Source organism: Clostridium sp. UBA5712, assembly GCF_002419845.1.
Lineage (GTDB): Bacteria > Bacillota > Clostridia > Clostridiales > Clostridiaceae > Clostridium_J > Clostridium_J sulfidigenes.
The window spans coordinates 64,072-89,410 of sequence record NZ_DIGW01000016.1 but is presented as its reverse complement, the minus strand read 5'-3'; the positions used below and the strand labels follow the sequence as shown (position 1 = coordinate 89,410).

Below are 25,339 nucleotides of genomic sequence, written 5' to 3'. Positions count from 1 at the left end.
ACCCAAAAGCTATCATGAAGGACTTCTTCATGATAGCTTTTGGGTTGATTTATCTCATTAAATAACTTCTTTCTCTTCATTATCATTTAAATTTGTTTCTTGTATATTGTTACTCTCATCTGTAGATGGATCATTGTCCACTTTTCCTATAATAGTTACATTATCTCTATTTTCGTCAGTAACTCTTTCCATTTTAGAGATTGAAACTTCATAGGCAATTTTTTTAACTACTTCTGTATCTGAAACTTTCTTTTGATATTCCCTACTTTGTAATCTTCCCCAAATTCTAATGTTATCCCCTACTTCTAAACTCTTACAAAATCTAGAGTTCCTTCCCCAAGCGATAGTAGGAATGTAATCTGATTTATTGTACAATCTATTAACAGCTAATAACATATCTGCTATTTCTCTGCCAAATGGTGTTGTTCTGTAAACGGGTGCCTTGCAAATATATCCATCTAAGAAAATTTGATTTGGATTTTTTCCTCTTTCCTCAAGTTGGCGAATATCTCTTGCAAATACAGTTAATATAAGTCTATTGGCACCATCTACAAACTTGTTATAGGATCTAAGCTGTCCATCTATTACAAGCTCACTTCCAATACTTACATCAATTCCTGCAATTAATCTTTCTGATACTGTAATTACTAATATGTCAGAAGTATCACTAAGTCTTGAAACCTCAAATTCAAAATTGTAAAATCCCTCTCCATACATTTCGTGGCTAAACTCTAAATCTGAGATAACTTTTCCCTCTAAGTAAATTTTGTTATTAAAAATATTATTATCCATGGTAACCCCTCTTTCCCTTGGTTTTTTAGTAAAATTTACTATAATTTATATTCATAAAAAATAAAAATATAACTATTTATAGTAAAAATCAAATATTTTTCTTATAGTTCTATTTACATTACCCCCGTGAATTAATTATAGAATAATTGTCTAAATTTTACAACATTTAATTTTCAAAAATTCACATTTTTTAGTCTTATAATTAAAATATGCAATAATTTTGTCAGTTTTCATTTAGTATTTGTTTCCCTGAATGATCTAGATAATAATTATCACTATATATTAAGTTAGACACTGTAATAAATTCATAACCCATAGCTTGGTATTTTTCAATTATTTTCGGCAAATTTTCTGTGGTGTACTTTCCATCATTATGAAATAGTAGTATAGAGCCTTCCCTTGCCTTTGATACTATTCTTTCATATTCTATATCTGCTCCATTAGCCTTCCAGTCAACACTATCAACATCCCACTGTATTGCCTTTAACCCTGTACTTTGTATAGCTTCTACTGAATCATCATTATATGAGCCTGATGGAAATCTAAACGTTTTAGGCATTTCTCCAGTCAAATTTAATATTTTAGCATTAGCTATTTCTAAATCCTTAATTATACTCTCCTTTGTCAGATTGGTATAATCAGGATGTTTATTAGAATGATTTCCTATTTCATGTCCTCTCTTTGAAATTTCTATTACTTTGTCTGGATAATCATCACACCATAATCCGATAATATAAAATGTGGCCTTTACATTATATTTATCGAGAACATCTAGAATTTCATTAGTTTTATCATCACCCCAATTAACATCAAAGGTTATAGCCATTTTCTTTTCTTTTGTGTCTACTGAATAAATAGGTACCTTTCTATCTGTTGGAATAAAGGTCTCCTTATAAAATACACGTCCCATAATACTTATACACACTATTAATATTAACAATGCTAAATAAGTTGTTATTTTTATCTTAATTCTATTAGATCTATCCATATTCCTCCTTTACTTATAAACATACTTTCTATAAAATTATATTCATAATCAGTTATTATATGCTATACTATATCATGTAAACTTAATTCATATTTAATAAATATGTGTTATAATTTAATATAATAAATATGTATAAAAGTACATGGTTTAAAGGAGGTTACTTTATGTTTGATAATTCTTTGAACTTAGCAGAAAACAAGCTTCTACTGTTGCATATAATAGATAAAGTTGATTTACCTATATCAAACATACAACTTACAGAAATTGTCCTTGAAAATAATTTTATAAATTATTTTACACTGCAAGAATATATAGATGATTTAATCTCGTCTCAACTAATAAATAAAATTAATTATAAAGATAAAGATAGATTAGTAATATCAAGTAAAGGTAAAGAAGTCCTATCTTTATTTAAAAATAGATTATCTAAGGATAGTTTAAGTAAATTAAATTCTTATATAGATGGGAAAATGAATCTAATAAAAAAAGAGGCTACAATTTCAGCTGATTACACCATTGAAAATTCCAATAGTTATGTAGTTAGCCTAGGTGCTTCTGAAAATAATATCCCTCTCATGGAAATTAAGGTAACAGTGGCATCAAATAAACAAGCCAGAGAGTTATGTTCCAAATGGAAAGCTAACCCCTCTGACTTATACACTAAGATTATTAAAGTTTTAACTGAGTAATTTTTATTAAGCTCATTATAAATCTACCCTTAGTATTTTCATAAATATTTTAATCTATAATCATCCCTGTAGGCTGGCCCTTTAATGGGATGATTAATTTTTCATGATTATCATTTTTATTAATCCTCATTATCAAATCATTGTAGCTATCTCCTACGTAAATATACCTTTCATCGCAAATTATTCCTCTAGGCATACCACCAATTCTTATACTCTTTACATTTATAAAATTTACAATATCAATAATGGATATAGTTCCATCACCATAGTTAGATACATAGCAATACTTTTCATCGCAATACATATCAAAAGGACAATTTCCCACTGATAATCTATGTATTACTTTATGATTTCTGCTTGATATAACACTTACACACCCCTTATCCAAACTACCTGCACTACTTTCACAAACAAGAATATAATCCCCATTTAAAGTAAATAACGCTTTTGTTGGTGCTTGCCCTACCTTTATGTTTTTAATGTCACTACCATATAACGAATCAAATACTGTAATTGTATCGTCACCATTATTGGCTACAACTATTTCATTGCTGTGATTACAACAGTCAATACTATGTGGAGAGTCTCCACAAGGAATAATCTCTATTATTTCTTTTTTATTCAAATCAAAAGTTACAACATTATTTGAGTCTCCGCAAATAATATATAAATGATTTCCCAAGGCACAAATATCTCTACAGTTTCTTCCTAAATAATAGCTATAGGATTTTAAATCCTTCAAATTAACTATAGACACTGAACCATCGTAACAATTTGAAGTGAATAATTGATCCCCTTGTATACATAATCCATGAGGACCTACTTTATTTTCATTAACTCCTTCTAACTTTATAACATCTTCTAATGCAAACTTCTCTATACCAATTTTGTTAATGCTATCTTGAGTTGTATTACAAATATATAAGTACCTCATTGGAATCCCTCCTCACATTATACTATGAAGGAACCTTCCATTATGCTACGAAAAATTTGTTACACCATAAATATATTATATTTAAAATTAATTATGATTTCTTATTATCTTCCTCATATCTCCCACCATATAAAGAGAACCAGATATGACTAGTAAAGTATCCTCATCACAATAGGAAAGTGCTTTAACGTATGCTTCTTCATAATCCATAATAGCTTCACACTCTTTATTGCAAATATTAATCTTCTCCTTTAAATCTTCACATAGCTCAGCTCTCTCACTATGAGGAGTTACAGCTATAATTTTTTCTGCTTTAGGACATATTATACTTATCATTTCATCTACTTGCTTATCTGCTAAAATTCCTATTATTAACACTAGTTTTCTATACTTAAAATAAATATCTATACTTTCAGTTAACTTCCTTATACCATCAATATTATGAGCACCATCAATTACCACTAAAGGATTTATTCTCATAATTTCTAATCTACCTGGCCATTTAACTTGAGATAAACCATTTGTTATACTTTCCTTTGTAATATTAACTCCAAGATCTATTAAAGCTTCACAAACATTTATAACAACATTACAATTTTGAACCTGATAAGTTCCTAAAAGAGATAATTTAACATTATAACTGTCTCTTTCTGTTATAATGTTTAAATTTTGAACCACTGTATTTCCCTTATACTCTCCTACTTTAACTAAAGATGCATTTTCTCTTTTCACTTTTATAAGTGGTGAATTTTTTTCTTTACAAATGTTCTCTATGACTTTAGTGACTTTATCTTCCTGTGGATATAAAACTACTGGAGTATTATTTTTAATAATTCCACCCTTTTCATAAGCAATTTCCTCTAAGGTATTTCCTAAAATATTCATATGATCATAGCTTACAGATCCAACTATAGATAAAATTGGTTCTATAACATTAGTAGAGTCTAGTCTTCCTCCAAGTCCTACCTCTACAACAACAAAATCAGCCTTCATTTTATGAAAATATAAAAATCCTGCACAAGTTATTATCTCAAACTCAGTAGGGTTACCATAACCTAAAGTAGTTACTTCTTTAACGGCCATTGAAACTTCTGTAACTATCCTAGCTAAATCTTCCTTGGGAATATTCTTATTATTTATCTGAATACGCTCTTCAAACTCTTCAATATAAGGAGATATATAGCATCCTACTTTGTACCCACTATGTATTAATATCTTTGTAATCATAGCTGTGGTTGAACCTTTACCATTAGTTCCTGCCACATGAATAGCTTTAATCTTCTTATGTGGATCTCCAAGGAGTTCTAGTATCTTTTCTGTTCTTTCCAAGCCTAGTTTACTTCCAAACTTAGCAGTATCCTTTATATAGTTAATAGCTTCAGTATAATTCATAATACCCCTCCTGAATTCTAATTTCATAACCTATTTTACCTCATTACATATCCATACTCAACTATATCACACTAGTAATTATCAATATTAAAAAGGATATCTGAAAAGTATAAGACTATAAATAAAATATATAGTCTATACACTTTTAGATATCCTTCTATTTATTAATATTAAAATTTATTTTTATATAAACATTCTTAAATGTTTTTTATTGTAACTTTTCTATACTCTCTAATACGGAATTATACATTTCTCTGTACTTTTCACCCTTAGTTTTTTCCTCTTCAACAACCTCAGCTGGAGCTTTAGAAACAAATCTTTCATTAGCAAGTTTTTTCTCTACTCTTTCAATTTCTCCTTGTAATTTAGCTTTTTCTTTGTTTAATCTTTCAAGTTCTTTCTCTACATCTACTAACTCTAAAAGTGGCATGTAAATCTCTGCGCCCTTTGAAACTACAGATACTATATTTTCTGGTGCTTCTTCTTTAGCGTTTAAGATTATAACTTCACTAGCAGATGCTAATTTTTCAAAGTAAACTTTTCCTTCTTTAAAAGCTTCTGCTGCTTCAGTTGCATATATATATGTTTTAGCCTTTCTTGAAGGTGGTACATTCATTTCTGTTCTTGCATTTCTTGTATTTCTTATGGCATCTATAATATAATTCATATATTCTTCTGCTTTGAAATCTTCTAAATCAGCTTCAAACTCTGGCCATTTAGCAATTGTAATAGATTCACTTTCTTTAGTTAAGTGAGTATAAATCTCTTCTGTGATATATGGCATTACTGGATGAAGTAATTTTAATCCTGAAACTAAAACTTTATTAAGAACATTTAAAGCTATTCCTTTAACTTCTTCATTATCACTATATAGAGATGGTTTAGCAATTTCTATATACCAATCACAGAATTCAGTCCACATAAAGTCATGAACCTTCTGAAGTGCAATACCGATTTCATATTTTTCTATATTCTCTGTAACTTCTTTAACTATATTGTTAAGTCTTGATAATATCCATCTGTCGGCTACAGAATAGTTTTTACAATCTTTATATTTCTCTATAAGAACTTCATCATTGTACATCATAACAAATCTTGATGCATTCCAAATCTTATTAGCAAAGTTTCTTGCTGCCTCAACTCTTGATTCATAGAATCTTATATCACTTCCTGGAGCATTACCAGTAACAAGGGAAAATCTTAGAGCATCTGCTCCATAATTTTCTATAACTTCTAGTGGATCAACACCGTTATCTAAAGACTTAGACATCTTTCTGCCTTGATCATCTCTAACCATACCATGGAAAAATACTGTTTTAAATGGTACTTCATCCATGTTGTACAAACCTGAGAATATCATTCTTGCAACCCAGAAGAATATAATATCTCCACCAGTAACCAATGTACTTGTTGGATAAAAATATTTTAAATCCTCTGTATCACCAGGCCAACCTAATGTTGAGAATGGCCATAGGGCTGAACTAAACCAAGTATCTAAAACGTCTTTATCTTGCTCTAGATTTATAGATCTACACTTACTGCAATGAGTTGGAGCTTCTGTATCAACTATTATCTCTCCACAATCTTTACAGTACCAAACTGGAATTCTATGTCCCCACCATAATTGTCTTGAAATACACCAATCTTGAATATTTTCCATCCAGTTATAGTAGATTTTTTCAAATCTTTCTGGAATGAATTTTATATCTTTTTCTTTTACGGCCTTAATTGCTGGTGCTGCAAGAGTATCCATTTTTACATACCATTGCTTAGAAAGCATTGGCTCAATAGTACATCCACATCTATCATGAGTTCCTACATTGTGACTATGCTCTTTAATCTTAACTAAATATCCGTGTTCTTCCAAATCTTTTATAATAAGCTTTCGAGCTTCATATCTCTCAAGTCCTGAATACTTTCCATAACCTTCAGATATAGTTCCATTTTCCTCCAAAACTACAACTTCATCTAAGTTATGCCTCTTACCTACTTGATAATCATTAGGGTCATGAGCTGGAGTTATCTTAACACAACCTGTTCCAAATTCCATATCTACATAGTCATCGGCAACAACTTGAATTTCTCTATTCACTAATGGTAACCTAAGTTTCTTACCAACTAGGTGAGCATATCTTTCATCCTTAGGATTAACTGCTACTGCAGTATCTCCAAGTAAAGTTTCTGGCCTTGTTGTAGCAATTTCAACTACTTCATCAATACCTATTACAGGGTAATTTATGTGCCAGAAATGTCCTCCTTGCTCTTCATATTCAATCTCCGCATCTGAGATAGCAGTCATACATTTAGGACACCAGTTTGTAATTCTATTTCCTTGATATATAAGACCATCTTTGTATAATTTAACAAAAACTTCTCTAACAGCCTTACTTAAATTTTCATCCATAGTAAAAGCTTCTCTTGTAAAATCAGCAGAACAACCCATTTTTTTAAGTTGAGTTTTAATTCTATCTCTATATTCCTCTGTCCATTCCCAAACCTTTTCTAAAAATGCCTCTCTACCAATTTCCTTCTTTTTAATTCCTTTTGCAAGTAAAGCTTTTTCAACTCTTACTTCAGTAGCTATACTTGCATGGTCTTCTCCCGGAAGCCATAATGTGCTATACCCTTGCATTCTCTTAGTTCTTATAAGTATATCTTGAAGAGTGTTATCTAAAGCATGACCAAGGTGCAGTTGTCCTGTGATATTCGGTGGTGGCATTATTACTGTATATGGCTTTTTATTTTTATCTACTTGTGGAGTAAAAAATCCACTTTCTTCCCACCACTTATATAGTCTTTCTTCAAACTCTTTAGGATCATAATTCTTTGCTATATTGTTATTTTCATCCATTGTTATTACCTGCCCTTCTATATGTTTTTATTTTTTACTTTTGATTACTTGTTCTAACAATTACAGTTCTTAGTAGCTATAATGTACAAAACCTTAACTAAACTATTACACAGAAATTAGCATTACATTTATTAATATACTTAATACTAGGGTAATTTAATAGATTAGTATAAAATTAATAAAAAAAAGCGCTATCACCCCAAAGGACGACAGCGCGCGTTACCACCTTTATTTCTCAAAATTACTTTTAAGACTCTCTTAATTTTAACGATGAGGAACCACCGTCTCTAGCTACTTAATTTCGCTAAAGCAACTCCGAAGCTACCTTCAAAATACTTCCTATAGAAAACCTTTCAGCCCATGGATTTTCCTCTCTTAATATTTCATATTCTTACTCCTCTTCATCACAGTCAATTTATTATGTATTATATATATTTCTCTTTTATAATATTATATACAATACAACTCTTTTGTCAATACAAATTTCAAAATATAATTTACATAAATTTATAAATGTTATAGTATATTTTAGAACAAAATGGAAAATATTAAGATAAAGTACTAATTAGGAGGTCTTTTCCTTGAATTATTTTGCACAAGGTAATGATTTATATAAACTTAAGGACTATAAAAATGCTATTGATATGTATAAAAAATCTGCAGAGTTAAAGGAATATGAAGCACCTTCATTTTATAATTCTGCTGTATGTTTTATTAAACTAAAAAACTATAAGGCTGCAATACCTCTTATTCATAGAGCTTTGAATCTACGAAAAGAAAGTAAATATTATTTCAACCTTGCTTATTGTCATGTAATGATGGATGAAAATAAAAAGGCCCTAAATTATTTTAATACTGCATGGTCCATAGATAATACGGATACTGAATGTGAAAAGGCCATAAGTTTCATACTTTCTAAATATAAAAAAACAAGCATATAAGCTTGTTTTTTTATATTTAACTATTATTTTAATTTCATAATACAAACTTTATAATATAAAAGTTATATAAATCTAATATAAAAGACTAATTAAAACTTAAGTTTTAATTAAATTTTTACTTCCATTCTCCTGCGATTTTTCTATTTCTATGCTCTGAATTAAAGGTATCATTATCAAAATAATTCCCTGCATTATAAAAAGTTGAATCCACATTTACCCATTTATCCATTTCCTTTATATACACTTCATTCCATGAGTGACTAACCCAAGACATTCCATTATAACCTTCTCCTACAATTAGTCTTACTGGTATATCATTTGCTTTACACATTGCAACATATAAACATGCATAGTCAAAGCAAACACCTTTTCCTGTATTAAAAGTATTTATGGCTCCAGAATTAATCTCTGTAGGTATGGGATTATTCATAACTTCTGTAGCCTTATCATCATCATAAATTATAGCATTCCCTATCCATTCATATAAAGATCTTGCTTTATCATAATCGTTATCATACTTACTAGTTATACTTAACGCAGTATTATCTATGATCTCATTAGATCTTATTCCCTCATCTAATGTTACTCCATTATAAAAAACTACCCCTTGAAGATATCCATTTACATCATCTACTATATTATTTTTCTCATCTACTACTTTAAATGAATTCTCTAATATATTGGGGAAACTTTTAGCTATCTCAGAATCCGTAACAGGCTCTATAATCTTTTTATTAATATAACTATATATGGTAGATGAATTTAATTTATTATCTAGCTTTGGATTATTTAAAAAAATTGATGCATAGCTAAGTAGTGCTGATAATATTATCATATAACATATAGCCTTAGGAATTTGAAACATTCCTCCTAATAAAGCTCTAGTACCTCTGCCTGTATTTCTAATACTGGTATCAATGGCATCTGAAGCTGGATATAAAGTAGTCCTGCTAATAAATTCTATAAGGGCTTTAAATATCTGATAAATAATTAAGAATGTAAACAATAGTATAATCCCATTAAATAGCTTAGATTTAGTAATAAGATAAGCAAAGGATGGAGAAATCTTTGAGGATATATATTCAACTAATCCATACTTATCTAATGCAAACACATTTTTTACCACCACAGTAGTTAGTATTATTGAACAAACCATTGCCATAGAAGTTAATACACCCTTAATTGTAACCACCATGCTTTTACTTTTCAATTTAAATACAATGCCCATTATTACAGGATATACAAATGCTATAACCAATACTAATGAAACAATATTTATATTATACTCCTCTAAAAATTCCATTCTATCCCTCCTTTTCTCTCCTGTTAGATTTTCTTCTAGATTTAATAATAGGGATCTTCACCTTTAATAATCTTGTTTAATACAGTTTTGATATCGCTGTAATTATAACCCTTTCTTAAAAGGAAATCCTGTAATTTTTTCTTTATTTTAATTGCATCCTCTTCTGACTTGCTAAGGCGTTCATATCTTTTCTCTGCAATACTGAGAAGTTCATCCCATTGATTTTCCTTAACCTGATTATAACCATCTGACCTAAAGACCTCTATATTTTCTTTTTCCTTGATTTCTAATTTATTTACTACTGATTTAATAGTATCAAAATTATATCCCTTAGATATTAAAAAAGTATTAAGTTTACTTTTTATTTTTACTATATTGCCTTCATTTTTACATAGCACTTTAAGTTTTTTTTCTGCTAGCTTTAAAGCCACTATTTCTTCATCCTTAGAAGAAATTTCATTTAGTATGTTATTTATCATTTCCTCAGATATACCCTTTTTTATAAGTTTATATCTAATGTTTCCTTTGCCTTCTATTCTAATATTTTGTGTTACAAAAGCTTTTGCATAATATTCGTCATCAATAAATTTATATGCCTTTAGAAATTCCAAAACTCTGTCTATGACACTATCTTCATATTCTTTCCTTTGTAGAAATTCTCTCACTTGAAACTCACTCTTTAGAGCTCTCTCAATATACTTTAAAGCCTTTGTCTTTGCTGTAAGAAAATTATCTTCAACTATAACTTTCTTTAGGTCTTCAATATTAATTTCTTTTCCCTTAGATAAATTATGATAATATACTAACTCACTGCTACATCCAAAGGCAAATTCACCATTTATAAATATATTTACTCTGTTATCCTTTTTCTTTTGGGCTTCAATCTTAGTAATTATTTTACTCACTGTTCTTCCTTCCCATCATCTATAGAAATTTTATACCTTACTCCCTATCACATAGAAGCACATGAATTGTAGGCTTATTTAGTACCTTCTTAGCTACTTCATATAAATCTTGAGCTACTATATAATTCAAATTCTCCATATCTTCATTAAATTGATATAAATTATCCTCTTCCATAGCCTGATGTACTACATAATTTCCTAAATCTGTTGAATCCTCTAAAGTAGAAGCTATAGCAGTCTTAAACACCTTTTTCATTAAATTTATAGTATTACCATCAAATACAATTATTTCCTCTTTAATTTTTTCTATACAATTATTTATGGTTTCTATAGTTGCATCAACATCCTCTGGTGCTACTGCTGCATAGATATATAAAGTTTTCAAGTTGTTTGTTAAGTCAAGACTTGTATAAATATCATAAGCAAGTCCCCTATCTTCTCTAAGTTCTCTAAATAATATAGAATTAGAACTCTCTCCAAACTTGTGATTTAATATTCTTAAAGCTAACTCTTCCTTCTTAGTTAGATCATTAAATGTATATAAATATATTATTGTACTCTGCTCCATATTATCTCTATGCGTAATCTTAATTTTGTCTTTATTTTTTTCAAAATTTAAAATAGGCTTACTTACTTTTTTTCTTTTCCACTGACTAAAATATTTTTTAACTAACTCTATTACATATTCATGTTCATAAGATGATACCACTGTTATCACTGTATTATTAGAAACATAGTGATTATTATAATATCTTATCAAATCTTCTCTACTAATTGACTTTACAATCTCTTCTTTTCCTATTACATCAACTTTTAATGGACTATGAGTAAATGCCATATCATTTATTTTTTGAAAAGATAAATCTTCTACATCATCCTTACCACTTCTTAATTCTGCTAATATTACTCCTCTTTCCTTCTCAATGTGTTCCTCTAAAAAAGTAGGATGTTGAAGTAAGTCACTAATCAATTCTAAACTTACATCTAATTCTTCGTTTAAAGTAGTAGTATTAAAAACAGTGGACATATAATCTGTATAAGCATTATACTCTCCACCTAAATTTTCTAAATCACTATTTAATTTTTCATTATCTCTATTTACAGTTCCCTTAAAAAGCATATGCTCTATAAAATGAGATATACCACGTTCTTGATTTTCTTCACAAACAGCTCCAACCATAACTCCGATATTTAAAGAAGCTATTTGGGTTTCTTTTTTTATAGTTATTAACCTAAGTCCATTTTCCAAATATGTTTCCATTGTATCAAATAAAAATTTTTTCATATATTCTCCTTAATTTAAAATATCTATATATAATTATACCTATAATTCTAATTATATCTACACATAATATAATATATGATTTTCTATAAATGTAATAGAGTTTTATATTTCCACCTGCATAATTTTTATTTATTTCATTATACTTAGGGATAAATACTTAGAGATAAAATTTCAGTTTACAATTGCTATTATGGATTTACTGTGTTACTATTAGATGTATTTAAAGAAAAAAGAGAAGAGGAATATGAATGATAAAAACTAAATTTGAAGAACTTGGACTTAAGGATTCCATATTAAAGTCTATAAATGACTTAAACTTTGAAAATCCTAGTGATATACAAGAGAAAAGCATTCCTGTAAGTTTACAAGGTTACGATATAATAGGTCAAGCGCAAACAGGAACTGGTAAAACCCTTGCCTTCGGAGCACCTATTCTTAGCAACATGGGTCCTAAGGGTGGAGCTATCCAAACCTTAATATTAGCTCCAACAAGAGAATTAGCTATTCAGGTTAGCGAAGAACTTTTGAAATTGTGTAAGTATGAAAAGTATAAAATCCTACCAATCTATGGTGGTCAATCCTTTGACAGACAACTTGCTGCTCTAAAAAGAGGAGTAGATATTGTAGTTGGAACTCCTGGAAGAATATTAGATCACATTAATAGAAGAACATTAAAACTTCAAAATGTTAAATTCTTAGTTTTAGACGAAGCTGACGAAATGTTAAACATGGGATTTATTGAGGATATTGAAAGTATCCTATCTAACTTAAATGAGGAAAGACAAACGCTTTTATTCTCTGCTACAATGCCAAGACCAATAAAAAACCTATCTAAAAATTACATGAAACCTGATGCTCAACATATTGTAATAGCTAAAAAATCCATGACTGTATCCAAAATACAACAATCATACTTTTTAGTTAACTCATCTAATAAATTTGATTCACTTTGTAGAATTTTAGACGTAGATAATCCAACTACAACAATAATGTTCTGTAAAACTAAAAAAGGTGTAGATGAATTAGTTGATGCTTTACATGGTAAAGGCTATAGTGTTGAAGGTATGCACGGAGATATGAAACAAAGCCAAAGAATGAACACATTAGCTAAATTCAAGAGCGGACAACTACATTTTCTTGTAGCTACTGATGTTGCAGCTCGTGGAATTGATGTTGAAGATGTTACTCATGTTATTAACTATGACTTGCCACAAGATATAGAATCTTATGTGCATAGAATAGGAAGAACTGGAAGAGCTAATAAAGAAGGTATTGCTTATAGCTTTGCTTCAAGAAAAGAAGTTTCTTTTATAAGACAAATAGAAAATCATACTAAAAGTAAAATAGTAAAAAAAGACATTCCTACTTTAGCTGATATATTCTCTGCTAAATCTGGAAGTTTAATAGAAAACATTGGGAATGTATTACAAGAAGACTCATACAATACATTCTTACCTATGGCTAAAGAGCTAATAAATGAGTATGGTGCTGAAGATGTTACTGCTTCTTTACTAAAACTAATGTTTGATAAAGAATTAAATTGTAACTATGCTGAAGAGTCTGTAGATGTAGATGATACAACAAGATTATTCTTATCTATAGGTAAGCTCGACAAGGCCAGAGCTAAAGATGTTATTGAATTTTTAGATAACACTGCCGGTGTTAAAGGTAAAGAAATTGGAAGAATTGATATCCTTGATAAGTTCTCCTTTGTTGATGTACCTAGCAATCTTGTAAATATAATATTAGAGAATTCTAAAGGAAAAATGTTTGGTAAAAGAAAAGTAAACATTGAAATATCTAATAAAAGAAAATAGATTTACATCTAATATATAGCCAAAATGCGGTATTTTACATAATACTGCATTTTTTATTTTTTTGCCAAATCTTGTATATCTATAGAAAATATAATGTTAAAATATAGTAAATAATATTTTAAAAGGAGGACATATGAAGATTTTAAACAAAATTCTATTAATAGTATTATTAATTTTCTGTGTTGTTCTAAGTGGTTGTAATAACAATAATAAATATGAAGAAGCCTCCTCTTTCACTGATGGCCTAGCAGCAGTTAAACTTAGAGGTCTTTGGGGATTTATTGATACAGAAGAAAATCTAGTTATAACTCCAACCTATGACGAAACACATTCATTTTATAACAATATAGCCCCTGTAAAAAAATATGGATTTTGGGGTGCTATTGATAAAAAAAATAATGTGATAATTCCTTTTGATTATGAAGAAGCTACTATTGTATCTGATACTCTCATTTCTGTTAAAAAGAACAGTAAGTATGGTTGTATAGACTTTAAAAACAATATAGTAGTTGATTTCGTATCTGAAACCCCAATTTCAATATATAATTGTGGAGAGGAAAATATAGCCATTATAACAGAAAACAATTACCAAGGCTTTATAGTTTTAAATACTAATTTAAAGGTAGAGCCCAAGTATACTGCCATAATGCCTAACAATTCTATAGTTCATCTTGAAAGTAACGGAAAATTTGGTTTTGTAAATCTAGAAAGTAAAACTATAGTAGAACCTAAATATTCTTATTACTTAAGCTTCAATGATGATTTAGCTCCTGTAGATATAGATGGAAAGTTTGGTTATATAAATACTAAAGATAAAATGATAATTAAACCTATTTACGATGGGGCTGATTCATTTATTAATGGACTAGCTACAGTATATCTTGATGGTAAGACTGGATGTATAGACAAGAATGGTGATGTTGTAATTCCATTTAAATATGATTATATAAACTCCTTTTGGGAAAGTGATATTTTGGTAGCTTCCTTAGATAACAAGGTTGCTCTTATGAATACTAAAGGAGAATTGCTCTTTGAACCTAAGTTTGAATACATAGAATTAGGTTCAGGAGATAATATGTTTGCTGCTAGCTATGTAGATGAAGATGGTAACCGTAAGAATGTATTTATAAATAAACAAGGTGAAATTATACTTAACACAGACTATACTGAAATTTATCCATTCTATGATGGCTTTGCTACCATTTATAAGTCAAGCAAATGTGGTATCTTAGCTTCTAATGGAATTGAGGTAGTTCCTCCTATTTATGATGAGGTTTATAATATTGATTCATCTAGAAATATATTTCAAGTATGCCTAAATGGTAAATGGGGGCTTATAGATAAAACCCAAAAAGAAATTTTAAAATGCGAATATAATATTATTGACCCCTACACTGAAAATATCTTTTTAGTAAGTAAAGATAATAAATGGGGGCTTTATAATAAATCCTCTAATAAGTTTACAGATATCATATATGATGAAATCACTCCTTCCTTCGGGGATATAGCCCCCATATCTGTAAAATTAGATAATCAGTGGTTTTACATTGATGAAGATGGTAATAAACTAAAGTAACTTTTAAATCATAGTTATATGAAATATTTTATAATTACACTAATACTTTAAAGAATATATAAGTTTTAAAGGATGCATGATGGATATATTTATTATGCATCCTTTTCATATCTCTCTAAAGCTCTCATAAAGTTACCCTCTACTAATTCACTTAACTTTTCAATAATCTTATGAGAATCTTCCTTCATTCCACCATTCATCCACTGAATTACCAAACCTGTAAATGCTAAAGTATAAAAATTTGCAATAAACTTTTTATTGTCTTCTGTAGCTCTCATATTCTGAGAAACTTCATTAACTACTCCAATAATTAAATCATAAGTAACTGTGTAAAGATATGAATCTAGGTGATTCTTTCCTAAAGAATTTAAAGTATTCATGCAAAATCTTCTATTGCTTTCTATATAGTTGAAAATCTTTTGAAATCCGTCAGTCCAGGTGTTATAACTTCTGTATTGTGATATGCTTTCTACGGCTTCTGTTTCATAAATCCATTCCAGTAGATTGTATATATCTTGAAAATGATAGTAAAATGTTTGTCTATTTAATCCACAGTTATTAACTATCTCTTTAACAGATATCTTATTTAACGGTATAGAATTCATTAATTCCTTCAAAGATTTAGCTAATGCTTTTTTTGTTATTATTGAATTTGACATAGGTACTTATTTCCTCCCTATGGATTTTTTCATCTTTACATTTACTATACATTATATTATCTTTTTAATCCATTAATTTTCTATTACCCCTCTTTAAAATTTATAAATATTTATGCAATAATAAAAGCTATCTATAAATCTATTAAGTTAACAGATTTATAGATAGCTCCACACTTAAAATATATTCAATTATCACTCTATTATATCACCATTAGTTCCAATGGTTACTTCTTTGTAAGGAACTATTATTTGTGCTTGAAGCATGGCACTTTTAACTGAAGCTACTATTCCTGAGCAGCATGGCACTTCCATTCTAACTACAGTTATACTCTTTATATTGTTCTTCTTAAGTATTTCAGTTAATTTATTCTTATAATGTTCATTGTCATCAAGTTTTGGACATCCTATTACTGTAACTTTATCCTTCATAAAGTCTCTATGGAAATTTCCGTAAGCATAAGCTGTACAATCTGCTGCTACTAATAAGTTAGCATCCTTTAGATATGGCGCACTAGTATTTATTAAGTTCAATTGCACTGGCCATTGCATAAGCTCAGAGTTGTTTTCAGTAGTATTCTCTCTTTTTTTAGGCATAGTTTCCATAGTGATTATTGGTTTTCTTTCAATAGTTTTAGCCATTGTTCCAGGACATCCACATGGCAACTTTTCTTCCCCACCAATATTTATATCTTTAATCTCTTTAGACTTATTATCTAATTCTAAAATTCTTGCCTTTACTGCATCATCATCATATTCATCCGCTTCTCTTTCTATAATCTCTATAGCTGCTGTAGGACAATTGGGTAAGCAATCTCCTAATCCATCACAATATATATCGCTAACAAGTTTTGCCTTTCCATCGACTAATTCTATAGCTTTTTCATGACAAGCCGTAACACATAATCCGCAGCCATTACACTTTTCCTCATGGATCTTAATTATTTTTCTCTTCATAACAAATCCTCCTAAACCTATTATTTAATCTAATTTATCATATTTTTCAAAATTATATTTTTTATCACACTTATCTTTTGTTTAATTTTAACACCAAATTTAAATTAAACTATATTTAATATAGCTTAATTATAACTAGATTTCTATAATAGGTCTGTAACTTTTGTTACGCAACTAAATTTTTATTTATCTTACTAATTTTCTTGTTAAGGTACCTATTCCAACCCCCATCATAATTACTCCAACTATCATCTCAGTATTAGCTACTATAAAAGAAGCCGGTATTGGCGTTTCATTATCAGATCCTAGTCCTGTAAATACCTCAACACTTATATTTATACATTGATTTACTTGACTTAGAAATTCATTAAAGTTTTTTGGTAATCCTATACTCCACCAGTAGCTAATTATTTGATTTTGTGAGTTATATCCCAAGATCAAATACATAGTTGCAAAAATTAATATTAAAACTAAAGAGCTTATTAATGGATATAATATTCGTTCTCCATATCCACATGTAAACCAATAAATATAAGATATTGTTTTGGGTAATAGCTTTTTCAAACTTTTTCTTTGCATATTCTTACAAAGATAATAGTATTCTCCAAAGTTATTCTTCAAATTATTTTCATTATATTTATCAGCAATAGTTTCATATACAGTATATATTCCTTCATACTCTGTCTTTGTTTTTTTCTTTGGTTGAATTTTATCAAAAAAAGTTTTTGGATCTAGTTTGCTTTTTAATTTATCATTAAATTCTAAATCCTCAATGTAAGTTGATATTATTTTCCCTCCTGATAAATCCACATCCATTAAATTAATTCTTTTCATATAAGAATTTATAATTATAGCACTAGTCATATCTGTAAGTTCAAAAGATGTATCTTTAAGTTCACATTCATCAATTATTAAATAAGTGATATTAGAGCTTAAAAATTTACAGTATAATTTACATTTTTCAAAACTACAAGATAGATTATCCTTTTTATTTAGTGATGGTACATTATTAATTTCTTCTAAAATCATAGTACAGTTCTCAAAAATTACTCCTCCACCCCCAAAGTCACATTCTATGAACCTACAGGCCACAAATGTGCAATTTTTAAATTTTATATTATAAAATTTACACTTTATAAACTCAGTACATACGATACTTTTATCAGTAATCTCTAAAAAATCCCCCTCATTTTCAGTTTTAGAATTATTTATAGTTCTATCTTTAATGATTCTAAAACTATACTTTTCATCTTGTTGGATGCTAATTTTGTTCTTATTATTTTTTATTTCACTAAATAGTTTCTTATTATTTTCTATTCTTTTATATAGCTCTTCTTTTCCTTTAAACACTTCTTCTTTAAAGTTTATATAAGGCATAAAAGTCCTCTCCTTTTAATATCTACTATTTTTTATACTAATACTACTTAGTATGATACCTTTATATAAAAATTACTCATGTAGCTATATAGCTATTTTATTTTTCATCATTATACCTTTTTAAAGGGAAAATAAAGAACTGTATCATCCTTAATTATCTGAGTTAATTTTATTACTCTTTAATTACAAGGCTGAAACAGTTTGTTTCAAATCCTATTTCTTTATAATTTTATTTTTTTCTTAGGCACCTGAAAATAAATAATAAGTCAAAGATGGGAAGTATATTTTGAGTTAGATAAGGAAACAGGTTCCTTAGATAGTAGCACTATCTAAGGGTTCTGTTGACGCAGTATAACACAAAATAGACGAGTATTCTGACTTACTTATTTTTTGAAGATGCCTTACATAGATATGCTGCCATAATTGCTGTTGCTGGTACAGTTAGAATTATTCCTATAGTTCCTGATAACCCTTGAATCAGTTCGGTGCCAAGGATATCTAAATTCAGTAACCTATTAGTTGTCATACTAGAAGAGTATAATAAAATAAGTATGTTTATAGCTCCTCCTGCAAATGCTAAAATTAAAGTATTAGCCATAGTTCCTATTATATCTTTACCAATATTCATACCACTTTTAAATAACGCTTTTATACTCATAGTCTTATCTATGGAATTTATTTCAAATATAGATGAGGATATTGACATAGCTACATCCATAACCGCTCCCAATGCAGACACAAGAATCCCTGCAAAAAATATACCCTTTATTTTTAGATTAGTCGTTTCTGCTATATACATTATACTTTCTACCTCTGACATGTTTATTCCTGAGAGATTTGTGGTTTCACCAAATATGTAGGCAAGTATTCCTGCTATTAAAACTCCTATTAAAGTTCCTAAGATGGCTGACAATGTTTTCTTATTTGTTCCTGATACTAGCACTAAGGTAATTGATGTACTTATTATAGCTATTATTATAGCTGATATTATAGGACTTACACCTCTTAGCATTAATGGTACCATCAAAAATATTACGCAAATCATTGTAAATAGTAATGCTACTATAGATTTTAAACCTTTAAATCCTCCAACCAATAATATTACTAGTAAAAATAAAATAACCATAATAGATAAAGAAGTGCTTCTCTTAAAGCTAGATATAGCCACATCATTAAGCTTATTGTCCATGAAGTACATGGCAACTATTACCTTGTCACCTTTTTTTACTACAGTATTATATAGTCTACTTACATTATTAGTTATTTCATATTGATTTTCCACATAAGGGCCATTTAATATTTTTACTGATACCTGTTGATATCCTAGTTCTATTTCCTCTATATACTTATCATCTTGCAAATTTTCTTTAAGTACATTTACTATTTCTGCTTCATAATATTCTACGCCAGCACTTAGCTTGTCCAACAAAAATCCATTAGTAAATATTAGTTTAGATGAAAAAACAATTAATATTCCTAATATAACGGTTACTGTTATTGTTATAATATCCTTCTTGTATTTATTTATATTCATTAATAACCCTCCTCTCACCTATTTTATTGTAAGGGGCTGCTTAAAACTTACTTTGAGTCAGCCCCTAAATTCAATGTCTAATTTTATTTTTTACTCTGCTCTGTATTCTCTCCTTTGTTTTTTCTCTTAAATAATAGAGTTACTCCTCCTCCAATTACTAAAACAGCTATAACTATTAGTACTATTGAAGAACTATCTCCTCCTGTTTGAGGTAAGTTTGAATTATTGTTTCCTGAATTATTTGGTTTGTTTGGTTTATTAGGCTTACTTGGATTTTCTGGTTTTTCGTTATCATCTTTACCTGGTGTTTCTTTATCTATTACAGTTACCTTTCTTGTCATAGTAGTATTATTTCCAAAGCTATCAGTTATGCTATAGGTTAAAACATACTCTCCAGCCTTACTTGTATCTACTGAACCTGTAATTACTATTTTTGAAGTTATATCTCTATCCTCTTTATCAGTAGCAATTACCCCTGATTTAGGATCAAAGCTATCTCCAACCTTTATTGTTATATTTTCAGCTCCATTAATCACTGGTTTTTCATTGGTTTCTTCACTTGGAATTAATATTATTTCTCCAGTATTTCTAACTCTAAGTCTTGCTCCTTCAGGATCCATTGAACCAAGTCCAATAGCTGATACTGTATCTCCAACTTTAATATTTTTATCCCATATTCCCTTTGTACTCTCATCTTTTCCATCCCATATATATCCTTCTACATATATCCTTGATTCTCCAGTGCCATCGTTAATATATAAATTAGATTTATCCATTCTAACTACCTTACCTTGCACCTGAATAAGCTTACCACCATTCTCAGCTATCATACTATTTCCTGTAGAAAGCTTTACTGGAGATATATCAACTGGGTTTTCATCAATAATTTGAATTTGAGTATCTTCATCCTTAACTTGAATTTCAAATTCACCCTGATATGCATCTACTGTACCTGTAACTCTAATTTTTTGTCCAACCCTTAATGGAGTTTTAGATACACCAAATATACAGATACCGCCTGTTTCATCTTCTATATACACTACTTCAAAGAAGGAATTTTTAGGAGTTACTGCCTCTGACTGAGAAGTTACTATACCTTCTATAGTAAACTCTTCTCCTAGTAAATCAGGTACATTGTCCTTATTTGCATCTATTCTAACATCTTTGATATTTACTTTTTCAGCTATCTTCTCTGGCATCATCCAACCCATAATATTTTTTACTATTTTAATATTTGAGTAAGATATTGCATTTTGCCCATCTGTTTCAAAATCTGAGAAAAATGTATTACCAGCTACTACTACCTTACCACCATTACTTAGCTCTTCTGCTCCAATAACTGATACCTTTCCTTGTGCTACTGGTACGTTATCTTTAGCATTATCCGCATCGCTAGTAGTTGTAGTTTCATAACCCTTTACTAAGAAATCTACCTTCTCTCCCTTTGCTCCATCTGCAAGGACAACTGAAGCTCCACTATAGAAGCTATATTGCTCTTTTCCATCTTCGATACCAGATACTAAATTGTATAATGGTGAACTGTATTTATTAAAGTATAATCTATAAGGTTGACCACCATTAGTAGTATTATCAATAACTTGGTCATCATTTATTCTAAGTTCTGTTCCTATAGCTTCAAGTAATGGATTAAGCTGCCTATCATTGCTATATTCACCTTCACCATCCTTATAGTCAGCAATAGTAGTTATTATTATATTTCCTCCAGCCTTTACATAATCAGCAATAGCCTTTATCTCACTTGTCTCTAACTTACTCTTAGTTAAGTTATATTCTGACTTATCAATACTCTGTGGGTTTGTAAGAATAAATAAATCTACTCCCTTGAGAGTATCTGCAGTTATTGTCTCTTTATTTAAAGAAAGTATTGTATTTCTCTGTTGTAACAAATTCTTAAGTGCTGTATATTTTCCTGCATAATTTCCACTTACATATTGATTTACGTGAGCACCATCTATTACAACTCTATAAGTGTTTTCTGGATTTCTAACTTTGACCTTTACACTATTAGTAAATACTTTTTCACTGCCTTCATGATTTATTGTTGCTTTAGCATAAATTGTATATTCACCTTGTTTAGTAGGTATCCAATCTATTTGAACATTTTCGGTTTTAGTTCCTTCCACTAAAGGAATAACTTTTTCACCTACTTTATTTTCTGTTTTAATTTCATTTGCAAAGAACTCCACCTTAGCATCTTTTAAAGCCTTAGCTTCATTATTGTAAACTCCTACAGAAACTTGAACCTTTTCATTAGGTAAAGTTATTTCATTGTCTACAGTAACTGTAGTTAAACCAAAGTTACTACTATCACCAACCCATACTGGTGCTGTAACAGCTATATCCTGATCACCCTGCACTATCTTTAAATAGTAGTAGGTATATTCTGGAGACAATTCAAACTGCCAGTCTACATTTTTAGAATTAAATTCTTTAGATACAACCTCAACTCCACCATTAGAAATAACTGATACTTTCTTTATAGTCTCATCATCAGTTATATTAACTTTAAAATTTAGTTTATCTACTTCACCTAAGGAACTTCCCATTAGACTACCATTTACTGTGTAATCAACAATCATATTCTCATCTTCTGAAGCATATACATTTAAATTTCTTATAGAATCATATATATCTCCTCTAGAGTTATCTGTGGCTATAATTACTGTTCTTGCATTATTAGCTGTAAACCACTTGCCCTTATGATTATCTTGGTTATTAGTTGGTGCAACATGCCATCCTTTATCAAGAGCTCTTGTATAATATTCATAACTTGGAAAATAACCTGAACCTCTTATTGGCCCCTCACCATTACCAACTTCCACTAAGTTTACAACCTTGTCTGTAGCCTCACTATAATAACCAAAGTCTGCAAAATCCCCAAAAGTCTTACCTGGATGATTTAATTGAGAAATTGACTGTGGTTGTGTTTGCAATGTATTGTAATAGTTTTGTAAATCCATGGCCTTATTTGATCTGGTTTCAAATCCTGGTGTATTAAATGTATTTATATGACCCCACCCTCCAGTAGAACCTGACCAAGTCATTTCATATCCATATATAGCTGTAAAATCATCTTCTTTATCATATTTATCCGCTGTAAACTGAGCATTTGTCCAAGCTTTGCTAGCTGAACCGTCTGCTAAGGAAGCTGCTGTATCATTATCAAACCAATTTGAGTGATCTGTTACTGCATAATAGTCAGCTCCATGATTCTTAGCCCAAGAATAAGCTTCATCTAAAGAACCTGTTCCATCTGAAATATTAGTATGTGAATGAAGTTGCCCGAAGTAGTGACTTAACTTACCTTTTTTGAAAGTCCATTCTTTACTTGAATAATTCCCCAAAGTATCTTTAGCTTCAATCTTTACTCTGTGACTTCCATCGTCTAAATCAGTAGTTGGTTTGTATAGAATAGATGTTGAAGTTATTGTAGCTTTTGAAGTTACATCTTCACCATCAAAGAATATTTTAATAGAATTTTTATCTACTCCTGTCCTATCTTTTATTGAAGCCTTTATTTCAGGTCTTGCTACATCTCCAATACCTACACCACTGTCTGGCACTAAATCATATATTTCTGGTCCAACTATATCTTCATTAGTTACTTCTACATTAAATACTCCTTCTTGTGGAATTCTTGTAATATTAGTTCCATCCTCAGCCACAAGATAATATTCTATACCCATCAATTTCAGTTCTTCTTTAGATATTAATGCCATGTAATTTCCTTGTTCATCTTTAGTCATATTTATAGCCTTAAAGACTTCTTCTCCCTTAACTCTATAGTTTAACATTGCACTTTTAACTTCTTTATTATCTTCAATAGAAGCTGTTATTTTGAGATCTTCCTCTATTGATGCTTTAAGAATTGGTTCATGTTTTATTATAGGCCCTTCAGTGTCAGGAGCTTCTACCTTTGTAAATGTACAAGATGAACCATATATTTGTACAGTTGTGTTGTATTTCCCCATAGTTCCTTTAACATTAACTAAGTCACCAGTAACTACATTTATATCAGAAGGTACATAGTATATGTCTAACTTATCTTCTCCTTGAGTTAAGGTCTTAGCTGCAACATCTATAACTGCATTAGTTATTTCCACATATTTTGAGTCATGCTTTCCTGTTAATAACTCTTTTATAGTATAAATTTCTGCAGTTGGCATACCACTATTAGATATAACCTTAATATCGCTAGCCTGAAGTTGAGCTAATCCTTTAAAGGTATCTCTGGTACCTTTAACTTCAACTAAGGCTCCATTAACTGCAGCACTTAAATCTATCTTAGTGGAGTTATTTGATATTGCAATTGCACCTGTAGCATCTTGAATATGAAGGGTTTTATTTCTATCATTAAAGGAAACTATTCCCCTAACTACAGCTTCAACCCCATTAGTTAAATCTCTAGCAGATGATATAGTTATGACCTCTGAAGTTGGCGGATCTATTGGTGGTTCTCCTGGATCTGTAGTTCCTCCTCCAATACAAGAAATTTCTATATCATCTATAGCTAAGTTACCTGATGCTTTATTGAAAGTAAATCTTATAGCTGTAACTCCCTTTTCTAAAGAAACTGAAAAGGTACTTTCACTCGTAACTGTAATATCTGGTCCTTTTATCTCTTGCCACACATCATTAACTTTAACTTCTAATTTTAAAGTTGAAGTTATCGGACCATTTCCAACTTGCCCCTTATACCAAAAACTCAAAGTTCCTGTTGAAGGTAAATTGAATACTGGTGTTTCTAAAGTTTCAGTACTACTTCCACTCAATCGTCCAAATCCTAGTGAAGGTTTTATTTTACCATAATTCCCATTTGTGTCATATCCATCTAGTACAGTAGCTTTTTCCCCATTTCTTGTAATTGTCCATCCTTCTCCTTCTGGTTTTACATTCTTTCTAGCTCCTGTAAAACCTTCTGAAAGGAGTATTGTTGTATCTTCATTATTATTAATAGCTCTTTCTACTGCATAAACACTTATACTTGGCATAACAATATAAGTTACTAAGAATAATAATGCACTAATTAGGCTTAAAAGTTTATTTTTTTTCTTTCCCAATTAACTGCCCCCCTTACAATATTTTATAAATAATTATAACATTATATGGATATTATTTAAATTATTGTAATAAAACATTTAATCTTATATTATTCTATAAATTAACTATTTTTTTGAATTTATAAATATTTTTTATCAACTAATCAGTAAAATTTGTAATTAAATAATCTAATTAATAAAATATTATCAATAAGATTGAATAAAAATAAGGCTATTTCAGTCAGTTGAGATAGCCTTATTTCTATATGCAAAATTTATATC

General features: G+C 29.5%; 17 protein-coding genes and 1 other annotated feature. Of the genes, 4 read left to right on the top strand and 13 right to left on the bottom strand.

Annotated features, from left to right (window positions below):
• Window positions 1-57: 57 nt before the first annotated feature.
• The gene (locus tag B3B03_RS15285) at window positions 58-792 is read right to left on the bottom strand and encodes a single-stranded DNA-binding protein (protein WP_150846033.1); all 735 of its coding nucleotides are present in this window, start codon (window positions 790-792) and stop codon (window positions 58-60) included.
• A gap of 223 nt (window positions 793-1,015) precedes the next feature.
• Window positions 1,016-1,780: a polysaccharide deacetylase family sporulation protein PdaB gene (gene pdaB / locus B3B03_RS15280; protein WP_346848576.1), complete on the bottom strand. Its 765-nt coding sequence runs from the start codon at window positions 1,778-1,780 to the stop codon at window positions 1,016-1,018.
• 164 nt (window positions 1,781-1,944) lie between these two features.
• Here pdaB and B3B03_RS15275 point away from each other — a divergent pair, with 164 nt between their 5' ends.
• A complete protein-coding gene (locus B3B03_RS15275; protein WP_035133078.1) occupies window positions 1,945-2,469 on the top strand; it encodes a DUF4364 family protein in 525 nt (174 codons plus the stop codon).
• 49 nt (window positions 2,470-2,518) lie between these two features.
• On the opposite strand, the gene B3B03_RS15270 is transcribed toward B3B03_RS15275, so the two are convergent.
• The 3 genes from B3B03_RS15270 to B3B03_RS15260 all read right to left on the bottom strand — a co-directional run bounded on the left by B3B03_RS15270 (window position 2,519) and on the right by B3B03_RS15260 (window position 7,646).
• Complete coding sequence (locus B3B03_RS15270) at window positions 2,519-3,403, bottom strand: YncE family protein (RefSeq protein WP_346848575.1); 885 nt, start codon at window positions 3,401-3,403, stop codon at window positions 2,519-2,521.
• Between the two features lie 87 nt (window positions 3,404-3,490).
• On the bottom strand, window positions 3,491-4,795 hold the full coding sequence (locus B3B03_RS15265) for a folylpolyglutamate synthase/dihydrofolate synthase family protein (protein ID WP_346848574.1): 1,305 nt from the start codon (window positions 4,793-4,795) through the stop codon (window positions 3,491-3,493).
• A gap of 208 nt (window positions 4,796-5,003) precedes the next feature.
• Window positions 5,004-7,646 (bottom strand): valine--tRNA ligase, encoded by a 2,643-nt coding sequence (locus B3B03_RS15260; RefSeq protein WP_346848573.1) that lies wholly within the window; start codon window positions 7,644-7,646, stop codon window positions 5,004-5,006.
• A 199-nt stretch (window positions 7,647-7,845) separates the two neighbouring features.
• Window positions 7,846-8,063: a binding site (T-box leader), on the bottom strand.
• A 164-nt stretch (window positions 8,064-8,227) separates the two neighbouring features.
• Here B3B03_RS15260 and B3B03_RS15255 point away from each other — a divergent pair.
• Complete coding sequence (locus tag B3B03_RS15255) at window positions 8,228-8,587, top strand: tetratricopeptide repeat protein (protein ID WP_035133086.1); 360 nt, start codon at window positions 8,228-8,230, stop codon at window positions 8,585-8,587.
• Between the two features lie 115 nt (window positions 8,588-8,702).
• Here B3B03_RS15255 and B3B03_RS15250 read toward each other — a convergent pair whose 3' ends face one another.
• The 3 genes from B3B03_RS15250 to B3B03_RS15240 are packed head-to-tail and all read right to left on the bottom strand — an operon-like array spanning window position 8,703 to window position 12,080.
• A complete protein-coding gene (locus B3B03_RS15250) occupies window positions 8,703-9,890 on the bottom strand; it encodes a transglutaminase-like domain-containing protein (RefSeq protein ID WP_346848572.1) in 1,188 nt (395 codons plus the stop codon).
• 41 nt (window positions 9,891-9,931) lie between these two features.
• Window positions 9,932-10,795, bottom strand: a complete 864-nt coding sequence (recX, locus tag B3B03_RS15245) for a recombination regulator RecX (protein ID WP_346848571.1) — start codon at window positions 10,793-10,795, stop codon at window positions 9,932-9,934.
• Between the two features lie 37 nt (window positions 10,796-10,832).
• The gene (locus B3B03_RS15240) at window positions 10,833-12,080 is read right to left on the bottom strand and encodes a pitrilysin family protein (RefSeq protein ID WP_346848570.1); all 1,248 of its coding nucleotides are present in this window, start codon (window positions 12,078-12,080) and stop codon (window positions 10,833-10,835) included.
• Window positions 12,081-12,328: 248 nt separating this feature from the next.
• Between B3B03_RS15240 and B3B03_RS15235 the strand changes: the two genes are divergently transcribed.
• Both B3B03_RS15235 and B3B03_RS15230 read left to right on the top strand, forming a co-directional pair.
• A complete protein-coding gene (locus B3B03_RS15235) occupies window positions 12,329-13,897 on the top strand; it encodes a DEAD/DEAH box helicase (protein WP_035133090.1) in 1,569 nt (522 codons plus the stop codon).
• A gap of 133 nt (window positions 13,898-14,030) precedes the next feature.
• Window positions 14,031-15,473: a WG repeat-containing protein gene (locus tag B3B03_RS15230; protein WP_346877763.1), complete on the top strand. Its 1,443-nt coding sequence runs from the start codon at window positions 14,031-14,033 to the stop codon at window positions 15,471-15,473.
• A 92-nt stretch (window positions 15,474-15,565) separates the two neighbouring features.
• Here the strand turns inward: B3B03_RS15230 and dhaS are convergent, their stop codons facing one another.
• The 5 genes from dhaS to B3B03_RS15205 all read right to left on the bottom strand — a co-directional run bounded on the left by dhaS (window position 15,566) and on the right by B3B03_RS15205 (window position 25,078).
• On the bottom strand, window positions 15,566-16,132 hold the full coding sequence (gene dhaS / locus B3B03_RS15225; RefSeq protein WP_035133092.1) for a dihydroxyacetone kinase transcriptional activator DhaS: 567 nt from the start codon (window positions 16,130-16,132) through the stop codon (window positions 15,566-15,568).
• Between the two features lie 192 nt (window positions 16,133-16,324).
• The gene (locus B3B03_RS15220; protein WP_346848568.1) at window positions 16,325-17,086 is read right to left on the bottom strand and encodes a 4Fe-4S dicluster domain-containing protein; all 762 of its coding nucleotides are present in this window, start codon (window positions 17,084-17,086) and stop codon (window positions 16,325-16,327) included.
• 186 nt (window positions 17,087-17,272) lie between these two features.
• Window positions 17,273-18,463 (bottom strand): pentapeptide repeat-containing protein, encoded by a 1,191-nt coding sequence (locus tag B3B03_RS15215; RefSeq protein ID WP_346848567.1) that lies wholly within the window; start codon window positions 18,461-18,463, stop codon window positions 17,273-17,275.
• 379 nt (window positions 18,464-18,842) lie between these two features.
• Window positions 18,843-19,997: a YibE/F family protein gene (locus tag B3B03_RS15210; protein WP_346877762.1), complete on the bottom strand. Its 1,155-nt coding sequence runs from the start codon at window positions 19,995-19,997 to the stop codon at window positions 18,843-18,845.
• 83 nt (window positions 19,998-20,080) lie between these two features.
• Window positions 20,081-25,078, bottom strand: a complete 4,998-nt coding sequence (locus B3B03_RS15205; RefSeq protein WP_346877761.1) for a CehA/McbA family metallohydrolase — start codon at window positions 25,076-25,078, stop codon at window positions 20,081-20,083.
• Between the last annotated feature and the right edge of the window lie 261 nt (window positions 25,079-25,339).